This window comes from Vulcanibacillus modesticaldus (genome assembly GCF_001730235.1).
Classification (GTDB): Bacteria; Bacillota; Bacilli; order Tepidibacillales; family Tepidibacillaceae; genus Vulcanibacillus; species Vulcanibacillus modesticaldus.
Genome location: NZ_MIJF01000003.1, coordinates 1 through 13,971 on the forward strand (window position 1 = coordinate 1; position 13,971 = coordinate 13,971).

The 13,971-nt window shown below is 33.4% G+C and carries 17 protein-coding genes and 1 other annotated feature; of the genes, 16 read left to right on the forward strand and 1 reads right to left on the reverse strand.

Going from position 1 to position 13,971, the window contains the following annotated elements; translation table 11 throughout:
• Positions 1-274 precede the first annotated feature (274 nt).
• The 9 genes from BHF71_RS00860 to rsmI all read left to right on the forward strand — a co-directional run bounded on the left by BHF71_RS00860 (position 275) and on the right by rsmI (position 7,108).
• Positions 275-1,741, forward strand: a complete 1,467-nt coding sequence (locus BHF71_RS00860; RefSeq protein WP_069655809.1) for an aminotransferase class I/II-fold pyridoxal phosphate-dependent enzyme — start codon at positions 275-277, stop codon at positions 1,739-1,741.
• 15 nt (positions 1,742-1,756) lie between these two features.
• A complete protein-coding gene (gene tmk, locus BHF71_RS00865; protein ID WP_069655810.1) occupies positions 1,757-2,413 on the forward strand; it encodes a dTMP kinase in 657 nt (218 codons plus the stop codon).
• 4 nt (positions 2,414-2,417) lie between these two features.
• Positions 2,418-2,747 (forward strand): cyclic-di-AMP receptor, encoded by a 330-nt coding sequence (locus BHF71_RS00870; RefSeq protein WP_069655811.1) that lies wholly within the window; start codon positions 2,418-2,420, stop codon positions 2,745-2,747.
• Between the two features lie 11 nt (positions 2,748-2,758).
• Positions 2,759-3,202 (forward strand): YaaR family protein, encoded by a 444-nt coding sequence (locus BHF71_RS00875; RefSeq protein ID WP_069655812.1) that lies wholly within the window; start codon positions 2,759-2,761, stop codon positions 3,200-3,202.
• Positions 3,203-3,226: 24 nt separating this feature from the next.
• Positions 3,227-4,207 carry a DNA polymerase III subunit delta' gene (gene holB / locus BHF71_RS00880; RefSeq protein ID WP_069655813.1) on the forward strand — a complete coding sequence of 327 codons (981 nt, stop codon included), beginning with the start codon at positions 3,227-3,229 and terminating at the stop codon, positions 4,205-4,207.
• Positions 4,208-4,213: 6 nt separating this feature from the next.
• Complete coding sequence (locus BHF71_RS00885; protein WP_069655814.1) at positions 4,214-5,026, forward strand: PSP1 domain-containing protein; 813 nt, start codon at positions 4,214-4,216, stop codon at positions 5,024-5,026.
• A gap of 16 nt (positions 5,027-5,042) precedes the next feature.
• Positions 5,043-5,396: a DNA replication initiation control protein YabA gene (gene yabA / locus BHF71_RS00890; RefSeq protein ID WP_069655860.1), complete on the forward strand. Its 354-nt coding sequence runs from the start codon at positions 5,043-5,045 to the stop codon at positions 5,394-5,396.
• A 75-nt stretch (positions 5,397-5,471) separates the two neighbouring features.
• Positions 5,472-6,209, forward strand: a complete 738-nt coding sequence (locus tag BHF71_RS00895; protein ID WP_069655815.1) for a tRNA1(Val) (adenine(37)-N6)-methyltransferase — start codon at positions 5,472-5,474, stop codon at positions 6,207-6,209.
• 26 nt (positions 6,210-6,235) lie between these two features.
• Positions 6,236-7,108: a 16S rRNA (cytidine(1402)-2'-O)-methyltransferase gene (gene rsmI, locus BHF71_RS00900; protein ID WP_069655816.1), complete on the forward strand. Its 873-nt coding sequence runs from the start codon at positions 6,236-6,238 to the stop codon at positions 7,106-7,108.
• Between the two features lie 72 nt (positions 7,109-7,180).
• On the opposite strand, the gene BHF71_RS00905 is transcribed toward rsmI, so the two are convergent.
• The gene (locus tag BHF71_RS00905; protein ID WP_069655817.1) at positions 7,181-7,426 is read right to left on the reverse strand and encodes an AbrB/MazE/SpoVT family DNA-binding domain-containing protein; all 246 of its coding nucleotides are present in this window, start codon (positions 7,424-7,426) and stop codon (positions 7,181-7,183) included.
• A gap of 227 nt (positions 7,427-7,653) precedes the next feature.
• Positions 7,654-7,916: a binding site (T-box leader), on the forward strand.
• Between the two features lie 42 nt (positions 7,917-7,958).
• Between BHF71_RS00905 and metG the strand changes: the two genes are divergently transcribed.
• The 7 genes from metG to ispE all read left to right on the forward strand — a co-directional run bounded on the left by metG (position 7,959) and on the right by ispE (position 13,923).
• Complete coding sequence (gene metG, locus BHF71_RS00910; protein ID WP_069655861.1) at positions 7,959-9,959, forward strand: methionine--tRNA ligase; 2,001 nt, start codon at positions 7,959-7,961, stop codon at positions 9,957-9,959.
• A 15-nt stretch (positions 9,960-9,974) separates the two neighbouring features.
• On the forward strand, positions 9,975-10,739 hold the full coding sequence (locus BHF71_RS00915; RefSeq protein WP_069655818.1) for a TatD family hydrolase: 765 nt from the start codon (positions 9,975-9,977) through the stop codon (positions 10,737-10,739).
• A 106-nt stretch (positions 10,740-10,845) separates the two neighbouring features.
• Positions 10,846-11,394: a ribonuclease M5 gene (gene rnmV / locus BHF71_RS00920; RefSeq protein ID WP_218064909.1), complete on the forward strand. Its 549-nt coding sequence runs from the start codon at positions 10,846-10,848 to the stop codon at positions 11,392-11,394.
• Positions 11,395-11,401: 7 nt separating this feature from the next.
• Positions 11,402-12,280 carry a 16S rRNA (adenine(1518)-N(6)/adenine(1519)-N(6))-dimethyltransferase RsmA gene (rsmA, locus tag BHF71_RS00925; RefSeq protein ID WP_069655819.1) on the forward strand — a complete coding sequence of 293 codons (879 nt, stop codon included), beginning with the start codon at positions 11,402-11,404 and terminating at the stop codon, positions 12,278-12,280.
• Between the two features lie 105 nt (positions 12,281-12,385).
• On the forward strand, positions 12,386-12,658 hold the full coding sequence (gene veg, locus BHF71_RS00930) for a biofilm formation stimulator Veg (protein WP_069655820.1): 273 nt from the start codon (positions 12,386-12,388) through the stop codon (positions 12,656-12,658).
• Positions 12,659-12,780: 122 nt separating this feature from the next.
• On the forward strand, positions 12,781-12,963 hold the full coding sequence (locus BHF71_RS00935; RefSeq protein WP_069655821.1) for a small, acid-soluble spore protein, alpha/beta type: 183 nt from the start codon (positions 12,781-12,783) through the stop codon (positions 12,961-12,963).
• 105 nt (positions 12,964-13,068) lie between these two features.
• Positions 13,069-13,923: a 4-(cytidine 5'-diphospho)-2-C-methyl-D-erythritol kinase gene (gene ispE / locus BHF71_RS00940; protein WP_069655822.1), complete on the forward strand. Its 855-nt coding sequence runs from the start codon at positions 13,069-13,071 to the stop codon at positions 13,921-13,923.
• The last annotated feature ends 48 nt before the right edge of the window (positions 13,924-13,971 follow it).

The window sequence follows — 13,971 nt, forward strand, 5'->3', positions numbered from 1 at the left end:
GTAATTTAGCATGAGGTTAGTCTTCAGTCTGAGCACTCTTTTATTTAGAAAAAGAGTGCTTTTTTATTACTTGGGAAATTACCGTTATTTATTTTTGTGGAAAAGTCAGAAATTGTATTTGTAACGTGCCACCTTGGTTTAAGGGTGTAGATTTAGAAATTTTTTAAGGTGTAAATGATTATACGTTATATTATAATAATATAAATAACTTGAGAATTAAGCCAAAAAATTAACTGGTTTATATCTATAAAATATAAGCAAAAAGAGGTTTTCTATGGATAAAGCAAATGCACCGCTTTTTGATAAATTAGTCTCCTATTATCAGCGAAACTCGATATCTTTTCATGTTCCAGGTCATAAAATGGGAGAAGGTTTCAGTCCTTTAGGACGAAAGGTTTATCAAGAAATATTAAAGATAGATATGACCGAAATTCCTGGTTTAGATGATTTGCATCAACCCGAAGGGGTAATTTTAGAAGCTGAACAAAGGGCGGCAAAACTATTTGGAGCCGATCATACATTTTTTCTTGTGAATGGTAGTACTACAGGGAATCTAGCGATGATACTAGCAACTTGTCAGCCAGGAGACAAAATTATTGTACAAAGAAATGTCCATAAATCAGTGATTCATGGTTTAATGCTTGCAAGAGCAGTACCGATCTATATAAATCCTAAAATGATACCTCAACTAGGGATAGCTGGTAGTATTAACAAAGAAAGTTTGGAACAAACCTTAAGGACTCATCCTGATGCCAAAGGAGTATTTATTATGAATCCCAATTATTATGGAATTGGGATTGATTTAAAGGAAATAATTGACTTGGTTCACAGTTATAAAATTCCAATATTAGTTGATGAAGCCCATGGGGCTCATTTTGGCTTACATCCCTCCTTTCCTAGCTCCTCTTTAGAGATGGGGGCAGATATTGTTGTCCAATCTACTCATAAAACCCTATTTGCAATGACAATGGGTTCTATGCTTCATGTTAGAAGTAAATATATTGACGTAGATCGATTAAAGTTATACCTATCAATGATTCAAACTTCCAGTCCCTCTTATCCGATCATGGCTTCTTTAGATTTGACATGTCACTGGATTGAAAAAGAAGGCAAAGGTCTGTGGGATAATATAATTCAGTTACTTGATGATTTTTATCAAAAAGTTGATCAATTAAAAATAATGAGAGTAAAACATCGATTGGATAGACGTTATTTTCTTGATCCATTAAAAATAATTATTCATAGTCAAAATAAGAAGGTTTCAGGAGTAGATATTCAAAAATATCTAGAACAGAAAAACATATATTTAGAATTAGCTGATTTATATAATGCTCTATCCATCGTTACCCCAGGTACAAGCTATCAAGATTTAAAGCGATTAAGCGATGGTTTATGGGAAATTGAGCAAACACTTATTAATTCTATTGATGATATACAGGATATTGAAAATACAGAGGTTGGATCTGTAGATCATTTTATTTTTTTAAATAACAAGCAAAGTAAAATTTCCTTAGAAAAAATTCTTTATAGCAAAACTAGATTGGTATCGCTACAGGAATCAATAGGGAAAATAGCAGCCGAAATGGTGATTCCTTACCCGCCGGGGATACCAGTGTTACAATTAGGTGAAGAGATAACGAAGGAGACGATCGAGTATTTGATAGAATTAAAAGATAAAGGTATAAGATTTCAAGGAATTCATGATCATTATTTACAGCGAATTAAGGTTTTAGATCAATAAATTGGAGGCAGGAATGTGAAAGGATTATTCATTACATTTGAAGGTCCAGATGGATCAGGAAAAACAACTCAATTGCAATTATTAGCTAATTACTTGCGTGAACAAGGGTATGATGTTGTTACTACTAGAGAACCCGGTGGAACACACATCAGCGACCAGATTAGAAAGATATTGTTAGATCCTAATCATTTAGAACTTAAAAATCAAACTGAAATCTTACTGTATGCAGCTTCAAGGGCGCAGTTGGTACATGAACTGATAATTCCAGCTTTAGAGCAAGGAAAAATAGTTTTATGTGATCGTTATATTGATGCAAGTATTGCTTACCAATCTTACGGATTAGGGATAGATAAGGAAATTGTCGAAGAGATAAATAGATTTGCCAGTTCCCAATTACAACCTAATAGGACATACCTACTATATATTTCTCCTGAATTAGGAAGAGAACGAATGATAAAAAGAAATAATCGGGAGTTTGACAGTGATTTAGACCGGATCGAGCAAAAAGACATAGAATATCATGAAAGGGTCTATCAGGGATTTTCAGTACTTGCAGAAGAATATCCTAATCGAATATTAAAAATCGACGCTAATAAATCGATAGAAATGATTTTTGAAGTGATAAAAAAAGATTTTGAAAAGTTTTTAAATATGAATTGGAAGGAGGGGTAATTTAATGAAACTTGTTATTGCCATTATCCAAGATAAGGATAGCCAAAGATTTTCAAATGCGCTAATTAGAGAAAATATTAGAGCTACAAAATTAGCAAGCACCGGAGGATTTCTTAGGTCTGGCAATACAACATTTTTTATAGGTATAGAAGATGAGCGGGTAGAAGATGTTTTAACAATAATTAAAGAGAATTGTAAGTCTAGAGAGCAATTAGTTTCACCAATATCTTCATTGGGTGGAAATGCAGATTCATATATTCCTTATCCTGTTGAAGTACAAGTTGGTGGGGCTACAGTATTTGTATTACCGATTGAACAATATTTTCAATTTTAGGATTGATTGTTATGAGGATAGGTCAAATAAGTCAAGGTTCTTCAATTAAGTTAAAATCTAAAAGAAATATCGAAAACTTCGAATCGAACAAGGGTTTTTCTGATTTTTTACATCAAGAGGGGAAGCGACATTCAATAGAGTATCTCAATAAATTACTGAATGAAATTGATGAACAAGGAGAAAAATTGACTAAAACAAAAAAACTAAAGGATTTAGAAGCATATAAAAGGGCTATCAAAAAGTTTATGGAAGAGGTTATAAATGGGGCGCTTGCCTTGGAAGAGAGATTTGGTTTTGATTCGCGAGGAAGACAAAAAAGATACAAAATTATTAAAGAAATAGATCAAAGGTTAATTGAATTAACAGATGGGATAATAGAGAAAGAAGGCAAACAACTTAATATTCTAGATCAGATTGGTGAGATTAGAGGTTTGCTAGTAAATCTTTATTATTGATTTTTGCTAGGTAGGGATGAATCAATGGCTATGTCAAATGTATTAGGACAGAAAAGGATTGCAAAATTATTAACAGGGATGATTGAACATCAACGTGTTTCCCATGCCTATATATTTGCTGGTCCTAAAGGTGTAGGAAAAGATAAGATGGCATTAGAATTTGCTAAAGCATTAAATTGCATTTCCACCCAAGCTGATGCCTGTGATAGTTGTCATAATTGTCGCCGAATTGAGCATCATAATCATCAAGATGTTATTTGGATAGAGCCAGATGGGAAGTCCATCAAAATTGAACAAATTCGTCAGTTGCAGAAGAGTTTTCAGTACAAATTAGTAGACTCCAAATATAAAGTACTGATTATCAAACAGGCAGAATTTATGACCTTACAAGCAGCAAATAGCTTATTAAAGTTTTTAGAAGAACCAATATCACCATTGGTTGCTATATTGCTCGTCGAAAGTCAACATCAGTTAATATCTACAATAAGGTCTCGGTGTCAAATAATAACTTTTCCCTATTTAGATCAACAAAGTATAGTGCAAGAAATGAAACAAAAAGGTTATCGGGAAGTAGAAATTTTACTTGCCTCAAATTTAACGGTAGATATTGAGGAAGTCAAAAACATTTTAGACTCTGATGAATTTGCACAAATGAAAAATATAATGGTACAATGGAACGAGGAAATATATTCTGAAGATTATCGTGCATTATTAACAGTAAATGATAAAATAGTTAAGAATGATTATATAAAACAACATTTATCGCAATTTTTGGACTTGCTGATTTTATGGTATAGAGATATTCTGAATGTTAAATTAAATAGAAATGCATTCTTGGTTTACAGGGATTATGAAAATATTTTAATTAAGCAAGGTATGCAACTAACAGAAGAACGGCTCATTGATCAAATTGAGAAGATTTTCTTTGCAAAGAAACAAATTGCGGCAAATGTAAATTTACAATTAGCATTAGAACATTTGGTTCTATCTATTTGGGAGGGATAATTATTTGTGTACTCAGTAGTAGGAGTTCGTTTTAAAAAAGCTGGCAAGATATATTATTTTGATCCAGATGATTTGATGATAGATGAAGGTCAATATGTAATCGTAGAAACTGCTAGAGGTATCGAATATGGCCAAGTCGTTATTGGTAAGAAAGAAGTAAGTGAGGAAGATGTTGTACTACCTTTAAAAAAAGTCATAAGATTAGCAAATGAAGAAGATGCAATAATTGTTGAAAAAAATAAGGCTGATGCCAAAGCAGCTTTTAATGTTTGTTTAGAAAAAATCGAAAAACATGGTTTAGAAATGAAATTGGTCGATGTGGAATACACTTTTGATAGAAATAAGATCATATTTTATTTTACCGCTGATGGCAGAGTCGATTTTAGAGAGCTAGTTAAGGATTTGGCTGCCGTATTCAAAACCAGGATTGAATTAAGACAAATTGGTGTAAGAGATGAAGCAAAAATGCTCGGTGGAATTGGGCCATGTGGCCGAGTTTTATGTTGCAAATCATTTTTAGGTGACTTTGAACCAGTATCGATAAAGATGGCTAAAGATCAAAATTTATCTTTAAATCCAGCCAAAATTTCAGGATTATGTGGACGTTTGATGTGCTGTCTTAAATATGAGAATGATAATTATGAGGCTAGTAAACAGGATTTACCTGAAGTAGGCAGTAATGTTATGACGCCTATGGGTATTGGCCGAGTTGTAGGGCTTAATATATTAGAAAGAAAGGTTCAGGTTGAACTTAAAGAAACCCAGACTGTGGAAATTTTACCTCTAGATGATGTAGTTGAAGGGGATTTTGAATTTTAATACTTGGGGTGATAATGTGGAAAAAAACGAAATTTTTTCACATATAGTTGATATTGAAGAAAAATTGGGGAATTTATATCGTGAATTAGGACAACTAAAACAAAAAGTCGTCACCCTTTTAGAGGAAAATCACCATTTACGGATAGAAAATGAGGAATTGCGTCGAAGATTAGAAAGTGAGTATACTTCATCAGAAAAAAAGGGTAAATCTAAGTCTACTATTAATAATAAAAAGGTTGTTGGAGAAGGTTACGATAACTTAGCTCGATTATACCATGAAGGTTTTCATGTATGTAATCTGCATTTTGGTAACCTAAGGACAGAAGGAGATTGTTTATTTTGCTTATCTTTTCTTAACAAGTCTCAATAGATTTTTATTTAAAAGTCACAGATGTGACTTTTTTTTACGATATATTTTGTGGTTAAGATCATAAGGAGGATATTGATGGATATTGATTTACTTCATACAGAAAGATTAGATGAACTAACGGAAAATCTTAAAATAATTCAGAGTGACGAAGTCTTTTCTTTTTCTATGGATGCTGTATTATTAGCTAACTTTGCTAACATTCCTTTGAGTGGGAAAATAATTGATCTTTGTAGTGGAAATGGGGTAATTCCACTATTAATTTCAACTAGGACAAAGGCTGAAATCTATGGAGTCGAAATTCAAGAACGATTGGTCGATATGGCTCAACGTAGCACTAAACTCAATAACTTATCTCATCGAATTCATTTTTTACAAGGTGACCTAAAGGATTCACCTGACAGGTTAGGTAGAGGCAAATTCGATGCGGTACTCGTTAATCCGCCCTATCTCCCATTAACAGGACAGGATAAAAATACAAATCATCATCTTGCTATTGCAAGGCATGAATTGCGTACAAATTTAGAAGAAGTGATCGAAGCTAGTAGGCAATTATTAAAAGTCGGTGGACGATTATCAATGGTTCATCGTCCTTTTAGATTAGTGGATATTATTACTTTATTACGAGAGGCTAAATTAGAGCCAAAGAGGATCAGATTTGTTCACCCCTTTAAACATAAAGAGGCTAATATGGTTTTAGTAGAAGCAATAAAGCATGGTGGAAAAGAAATACATGTTTTACCTCCATTAATAGTATATGAACAGGTAGGTAAATATACGGATGAAGTGTATCAAATATATTATGGTAAAGAATAGGTATAAAAATAAAGAAGGTGTACTAAGTGAATACTCAAAAAAGCTATAATAGTGAAAATGATTTGGGAGTACTATATCTTGTTGGGACGCCGATAGGAAATCTAGATGATATGACATATCGAGCAGTTAAAATATTACGACAAGTTGATCTGATTGCGGCGGAAGATACAAGACATACGATAAAATTATTAAATCATTTTGATATCCAAAAACGGTTAGTTAGTTATCACGAACATAATAAAGATTCAAGTGGAAAAGAGTTGATAAAAAGGCTAGAAGAAGGGACAAATATAGCCTTAGTTAGTGATGCTGGTATGCCAGCGATCTCAGATCCAGGGAATGAGCTAGTTAATGAAGCAGTTAGTCGTGGAATTTCTGTTATCCCAATACCCGGTGCAAATGCAGCGATTTCAGGCTTGGTTGCTTCAGGATTATCTACAAGAAAGTTTGTATTTTTAGGCTTTTTGCCTAGAGAAAAAAAGTCAATAACAAAAGAGTTGGAAAGAATAAAAGATTATACAGAAACATTAGTATTTTATGAGGCACCACATCGGATAAAGAAAACTTTAAAAGTTATTACTGAGGTGTTAGGAAATCGTAAAGCAGTTTTAATTCGGGAATTAACTAAAAAACATGAAGAGTTCATTAGGGGTACAATTGAGGAAATTCTTAAATATATTGAATTCAATCCGTTAAAAGGTGAGATGACATTAGTAATTGAGGGAATAAGTGAAAGTCAAAAAAAGGGACCAGAGTCATGGTGGATAGCACTAACGATAAACGAGCATGTTGAGTATTATATAAAAGATGGTAAAACATCTAAGGAAGCTATTAAATTAACCGCTAAGGACCGAAATTTACCAAAAAGGGATGTTTATAAGATTTATCATGGGTATTAAAAAACAAAAGCTTCGAATATTATTCTGAAGCTTTTGTTTTTAACATATTATGTAGTTAATCATGTAGTTAAATTAACCTCTTGGCATTTCGTTTAAGCATTCGCTGCAGATGATCTTACCTTTAAAGTGAGTTACGTTTTCAGCATTACCGCAGAAGATACAAGCTGGCTCGTATTTCTTTAGGATGATACGCTCACCATCAACATAAATTTCCAATGCATCTTTTTCGCTGATGCCTAAAGTTCTACGAAGCTCAATAGGTATAACAACTCTTCCTAGTTCATCTACTTTACGTACAATACCAGTAGACTTTAACATTTAATTTCCTCCCCTCACTAAAAACATAAAATAAATGTCGTCAAAATTCGACAAATTATTTTATGTACTTATAGTACCAGTCATTCCCAAAATAGTCAATAGTTTTTTGATAGCAAGAATTTTCTGAAAAATGTCATTTTAAAAATTTTAAAATACGGTTGACAGTTAGCGAATAATTATGTATATTTTGGGGAAGAAATTGATACAATGGTAATTAGTAGTTATATGTGATTACGATGAAGGGATGAGTAATTCATGACCACTTTCAAAGAGAGCTGGGAATGCTGGGAACCAGTAAGTGGAGTGAATGAAGATGGTCCTGGAGGATTTATTTCTGAGAAGGGTTTGAATGATCTAATGATCATGTTTAACCCCTTTTAGGGAATAACGTACATTCTGCGTTAAAGGAGTCAATTTTGACACACAAAGGGCCTTTAATTGCTTAAAGGAATTTGGGTGGTACCGCGTGAGTAGAACTCTCGTCCCAAGAAAGGATGGGGGTTTTTTGATTTTTGGAAAGGAGTTGGGGCATATGAGTAAGAAAACTTATTATATTACCACACCAATCTATTATCCAAGTGATAAGTTGCACATTGGTAACGCTTATACCACTATTGCTGCTGATACCATGGCTAGGTATAAAAGATTGCGTGGTTATGATGTTTTCTATTTAACTGGTACTGATGAGCATGGTCAAAAATTACAAAAAAGAGCAGCTGAAGAAGGATTAGAACCAATCGATTTTATTGATCCCATAATAGATTGGATTAAGGATTTATGGCAAAAACTAGATATTTCATATGATGATTTTATTAGAACAACTGAAGAACGTCATGAAAAGGTTGTTAAAAAGATATTTAAAAGACTTCAAGAGAATGGAGATATCTATTTAGGAGAATATGAAGGATACTATTGTGTACCGTGTGAGGCTTTCTGGACAGAAAGGCAGGCTGATTCAGAAGAAGGTTATGTATGTCCAGACTGTGGACGGTCTGTAGATAAAGTTAAGGAAAAAAGCTATTTCTTCAGAATGTCTAAATACCAAGATCGTTTATTAAAATATATTGAGGAAAACCCAGAGTTTATTCAACCAGAGTCAAGAAAAAATGAGATGATAAATAACTTTTTAAAACCTGGTTTAGAGGATTTGTCCATTTCTAGAAGTACCTTTGATTGGGGGATCAAAATCCCAGATGATCCTAAACATGTGATTTATGTATGGATTGATGCTTTAACAAACTATATCACTGCTTTAGGTTATCTATCTGATGATCCGAAGGAAAGAGAGAGATTCGAACATTTTTGGCCTGCTGATGTCCATTTGATCGGTAAAGATATTTTAAGATTTCACACCATTTATTGGCCGATAATATTGATGGCTTTAGACTTACCATTACCGAAGCAAGTATTTGGGCATGGTTGGTTATTAATGCCCGATGGTAAGATGTCTAAATCAAAAGGAAATGCTATTGATCCAAAATTTTTGATCGATCGTTATGGTTCAGATAGTGTTAGATACTTCTTATTAAGAGAAATCGCTTTTGGTTCTGACGGTGTGTTTACACCAGAAGCCTTTATTCAACGATTAAATGTGGATTTGGCTAACGATTTAGGAAATTTAGTTAGCAGAACCGTAGCAATGGTTGAAAAATATTTTGAGGGTGTATTACCCACGCCAAAGGCTGTAACTGAACTAGATCAAGAATTAAAACAATTTGCTCATGATACAGCAATAAAAGTAGAAGAAACTTTAGATAAGATGTTATTTAGTCAAGCTTTAACACATATCTGGCAGTTAATTGGTAGAACTAACAAATATATTGATGAAACTATGCCTTGGGTATTGGCGAAAAATGAATCCCAAAAAGATCGTCTTGGTACTGTATTGTACCATTTGGTTGAAAGTATCAGGGTAATATCTATTTTAATTCAGCCATTTATGACAAAGGCTCCACAAAAAATTTGGGAGCAATTGGGCATAAATAATGATCAAATCAGCTGGGATCAAGCAAAAGATTGGAATATAATTTCTCCAGGAACCAAAGTAGATAAAAAAGAGGCTATCTTTCCACGGTTAGATATCCAAGAAGAACTTAGGATTATCGATGAGACAACTTTAGCAGCGAAGAAAAAGGCAGAGGAAAACAAAGTAAAACAAGAACAACAAGTGAGGAAAAATGGGGATGAAGATATGGATCAAGCAAATGTAACTCAAATTACCATAGATGATTTTTTCAAAGTTGATTTACGTGTAGCAGAGGTAATCGAAGCTGAAAAGATTCCAAAGGCTGACAAATTACTAAAAATCCAATTAGATTTAGGTTATGAAAAAAGACAAGTGGTTTCGGGTATAGCTAAATACTATAAACCAGAAGAATTGATTGGTAAGAAAGTGATTTGTGTAACAAATTTAAAACCTGTTAAGTTAAGAGGAGAAGTTTCTAATGGAATGATCCTTGCAACTTCTGAAGGAGATAAACTTGTATTGGCTACCGTATCTGACGATATTCCAAATGGGGCACAAGTAAAATAAAAATAGGTGATCATTATGCTGATAGATACTCATGCTCATCTTGATGATGAAAAATTTGAAGAGGATCGCGAAGAAGTAATCCTTAGAGCGAAGGAAAATGGACTTAGCCATATAATTAACGTTGGTTACAATAGGAAGACGATTTTGGCAACCCTTGATCTAATAGATAAATATGATTTTATCTTTGGGGTTATCGGCTTTCATCCTAATAATGCTCACGAAATGACTGATGAAGACTTAAAGTGGATTGAAGAGTTAAGCAAACATCCTAAAATTTTAGCTATTGGAGAGATTGGTTTAGATTATTATTGGGATTTTGCTCCTAAAGATATTCAACAGGAAGTGTTCAGAAAGCAAATACAACTGGCTAAGCGTGTAGGTTTGCCAATAGTAATTCACGATAGGGATGCCCATCAGGATGTATGTAATATTTTAAAAGAGGAAGGGGTTAATAAAATAGGAGGAGTTATGCATTCTTTTTCTGGAAGTGTGGAGATGGCTAAAGAATGTATAGAGATGGGCTTTTATATTTCCTTTAGTGGACCAGTAACCTTTAAAAATGCCAAAAAGCCTAAAGAAGTTGCGTCCAATATCCCATTAGAGAGGATATTAATTGAAACAGATTCGCCTTATCTAACCCCTGAACCATTTCGTGGTAAGAGAAACGAGTCTTCCTATGTAAGGTATATAGCAGAAAAAATTGCTGAATTAAGAGGTATGGATATAGAAGAAATAGAAAAAATAACGACTGAAAATGCTAAGAAAGTATTCAAATTTTAGTTAAAATAAACAGGGTTATTCCCTGTTTATTTTACGGTAAAAGGCATTTACATTAAATTAATAGCCTAAATAGGTGTGGCCTAAATTGATCATGGAGGAATTAAAATTGATTATTAAGGAAGTTATTGTAGTTGAAGGAAGAGATGATACAGTAGCTATTAAAAGGGCGGTAAAGGCTGATACGATAGAAACTGGTGGTTCGGCAATTTCTAAGGAAGTAATTCGTCAGATCCAAAAAGCTCAGGAAACTAGGGGAGTGATTGTATTTACTGACCCAGATTATCCGGGGGAGAAAATTCGTAAAACTATTAGTCAACATGTTTCAGGCATAAAGCATGCATTTATTACGAAAGAAGAAGCAATAAAAAACGGTGATTTAGGAGTAGAAAATGCTTCTCCAGAGGTTATAAAACGTGCATTAAGTCAAGTTAAAACTGAGTGGATAGAAGAACCAATAGAAATGATTTCGTGGGAAAGACTAATAGATGCAGGTTTAGTCGGTGGTCAAAAAGCCAGACAACGGAGACTAGCATTAGGAAATGCATTGGGGATTGGCTATGCAAACGCCAAACAACTATATAGCAGATTGAAAATGTTTCGGATCAGTGAAGAAGAATTTATTAATGCTTTAAAGTCGATAGATGAGAAGGAATGAATGGACGATGGAAAAAAATATTTCTAATAAAACTATGACCCAAAGTGTTATCAAAAAATATAATTTTGCCTTTAAAAAAAGTTTGGGACAAAACTTCCTAGTAGACCCCAATATTCTCGATAAAATTGCAGACAGTGCCGACATCAACGATTCAACCGGGGTTATCGAGATAGGTCCAGGCATTGGAGCTTTAACACAAAAATTAGCTGAGCGAGCGGGTAAAGTGGTTGCAATAGAAATAGATCAACGTTTAATACCTATTCTTAACGAAACATTAGCTGAATACCAAAATATTAAAGTAATTAATGCTGATGTACTTAAAACATCCATTGATTCAATTATTAAAAACGAACTAAGTGGTTTTAGCTCAATAAAGGTGGTTGCCAATTTACCATATTATGTAACAAGCCCAATCTTAATAAAGATACTAACAGAAAAAACAAAGGTCGATTCCATTACTGTAATGATTCAAAAAGAAGTAGCTGAAAGGATAACTGCAAAACCAGGTGGTAAGGATTATGGCAGTTTGACTGTATTGGTGAATTATTATGCAGAGGCAAATATCATCTTTAGTGTTCCAAGCACTGTATTTATCCCCAAACCTAATGTCGATTCTGCTGTAATCCAATTAAAAGTTCGAAAAAATCCACCTATTAAAATTGTTGATGAAGAATTTTTCTTCAAAGTAGTGAGAGTTGCTTTCCAACATAGGCGTAAGACTTTGTTTAATAATTTAATTCATGGTTTAATTGAAAAAGGTAAAAAACAGCAATTAGAACAATTATTTTCAGAAATAAACATTGATCCTAAAAGAAGAGCCGAAACATTCAATCTTGATGAATTTGCAATTTTAACCAATTACTTAGAAAAGTTATTAAATGATTAAGAAATGTATTGACAAGATAATTGTACCACTGCTATAATATATCTTTTCATTGACATTTTATCCCCTCTATGTTACAATTGGTACGTAGAGAGGTGGTTAGTATATATGGCTAATAGTTCGTTAACTGCAATTAAGCGTAATTTGGATCACTATATAGGTGAAAAAATTATGCTTAAGGCCAATGGTGGGAGAAAGAAAACAATAGAACGCACAGGTGTTCTAGAAGAGACCTACCCTTCTGTCTTCATTGTAAAGTTAGATGAAGATAATAATTCTTTTAAAAGGGTATCTTATAGTTACGCTGATATACTTACTGCATCTGTTGAACTTACAATATGTAAGGATGATGGACAAGTTAAAATAACAAGTGGTATATAATATTTTGAGGGTAGGACATTCTGTTCTACTTTTTTTTTGTTATTAATCCCATACTTTAACGTTATTAAATACAAACAAAAATACATATACTATGAGCGTCCACAAAAAAGGGAGGTATAATGATGGGCCGTAGACGCGGAGTGATGTCTGAAGCTTTTAAAGAAGAATTAGCAAAAGAACTTGGTTTTTATGATACCGTCCAAAAGGAAGGATGGGGTGGAATCACAACCCGCGATGCAGGAAACATGGTGAAAAAGGCTATTGAGATAGCCGAGAGAAGCTTAGTTGAAAAGGGTCGATCATAAATTGTGGACAACGAGCTAGGGAAATAATTTTCCCTAGCTTTTTATTTTATAAGTAAAATGCTAAAATGAAATGATGGATATAGTTATTAGAGTGGGTGATGGTTAATGAAGCTGTTTGAAAAAGCTCCAGCTAAAATAAATTTAACATTAGATGTTATAGGTAAGCGTGATGATGGTTATCATGAAATTGAAATGATCATGACGACGATAGATTTAGCGGATAGAATTTCTTTTGAGGAAATAGAAGGGAATCAGATAATATTAGAATCAAATTCTGGTATAGTTCCTAACGATGAAAGAAATCTTGTATATAAATCGGCAAAACTGATTAAATCGAAGTTTAATATTGATAAAGGTGTAAAAATTTACTTAGAAAAGAATATCCCGGTTGCTGCTGGTTTGGCAGGTGGTAGCAGTGATGCTGCAGCAACATTAAGAGGATTAAATCGCTTGTGGAAACTCGGTTTAAGTGAAAAAGAACTGATGGAATTAGGAGAAGAAATTGGTTCAGACGTACCCTTTTGTGTTGTCGGAGGTACAGCATTAGCAACTGGTAGGGGCGAGAAGATTCAAAAGATAACTTCTGTTCCTTCAGGTTGGGTAATATTAGCTAAATTGCCAATAGGAGTATCTACATCTGTGATATATAATGCCCTTAAACTTGATGAAATTAAAGAGCATCCAAAGACGGAGCAAATGATAAAAGCTATTGAAGATCAGGATTTTTCTATGATGACAAAATTACTTTCCAATGTATTAGAGAATGTAACGTTTTCACTTTATCCCCAAGTTAAACAATTGTACAAACAAATGAAGCAATTTAGTGGAGAAGGGGTACTAATGTCGGGAAGTGGTCCTACTGTATATGCATTAGTAAATATGGAGTCAAGAAAAAATCGTATTTATAATGCATTAAGGGGATTTTGTAAGGAAGTATATGCAGTACGCTTACTAAGGTAATACTAACTTGAAAAATACGTACTATAGTGATATATTCTGTTCAAAATA

What these genes read in the sequence shown, in the direction of transcription:
- BHF71_RS00860 (WP_069655809.1), top strand. Translation starts at nt 275, where the DNA reads ATGGATAAAGCAAATGCACCGCTTTTTGATAAATTAGTCTCCTATTAT.
- BHF71_RS00870 (WP_069655811.1), top strand. Translation starts at nt 2,418, where the DNA reads ATGAAACTTGTTATTGCCATTATCCAAGATAAGGATAGCCAAAGATTT.
- BHF71_RS00875 (WP_069655812.1), top strand. Translation starts at nt 2,759, where the DNA reads ATGAGGATAGGTCAAATAAGTCAAGGTTCTTCAATTAAGTTAAAATCT.
- holB (WP_069655813.1), top strand. Translation starts at nt 3,227, where the DNA reads ATGGCTATGTCAAATGTATTAGGACAGAAAAGGATTGCAAAATTATTA.
- BHF71_RS00895 (WP_069655815.1), top strand. Translation starts at nt 5,472, where the DNA reads ATGGATATTGATTTACTTCATACAGAAAGATTAGATGAACTAACGGAA.
- BHF71_RS00905 (WP_069655817.1), bottom strand. Translation starts at nt 7,426, where the DNA reads ATGTTAAAGTCTACTGGTATTGTACGTAAAGTAGATGAACTAGGAAGA.
- metG (WP_069655861.1), top strand. Translation starts at nt 7,959, where the DNA reads ATGAGTAAGAAAACTTATTATATTACCACACCAATCTATTATCCAAGT.
- BHF71_RS00915 (WP_069655818.1), top strand. Translation starts at nt 9,975, where the DNA reads ATGCTGATAGATACTCATGCTCATCTTGATGATGAAAAATTTGAAGAG.
- rsmA (WP_069655819.1), top strand. Translation starts at nt 11,402, where the DNA reads ATGGAAAAAAATATTTCTAATAAAACTATGACCCAAAGTGTTATCAAA.
- veg (WP_069655820.1), top strand. Translation starts at nt 12,386, where the DNA reads ATGGCTAATAGTTCGTTAACTGCAATTAAGCGTAATTTGGATCACTAT.
- BHF71_RS00935 (WP_069655821.1), top strand. Translation starts at nt 12,781, where the DNA reads ATGGGCCGTAGACGCGGAGTGATGTCTGAAGCTTTTAAAGAAGAATTA.
- ispE (WP_069655822.1), top strand. Translation starts at nt 13,069, where the DNA reads ATGAAGCTGTTTGAAAAAGCTCCAGCTAAAATAAATTTAACATTAGAT.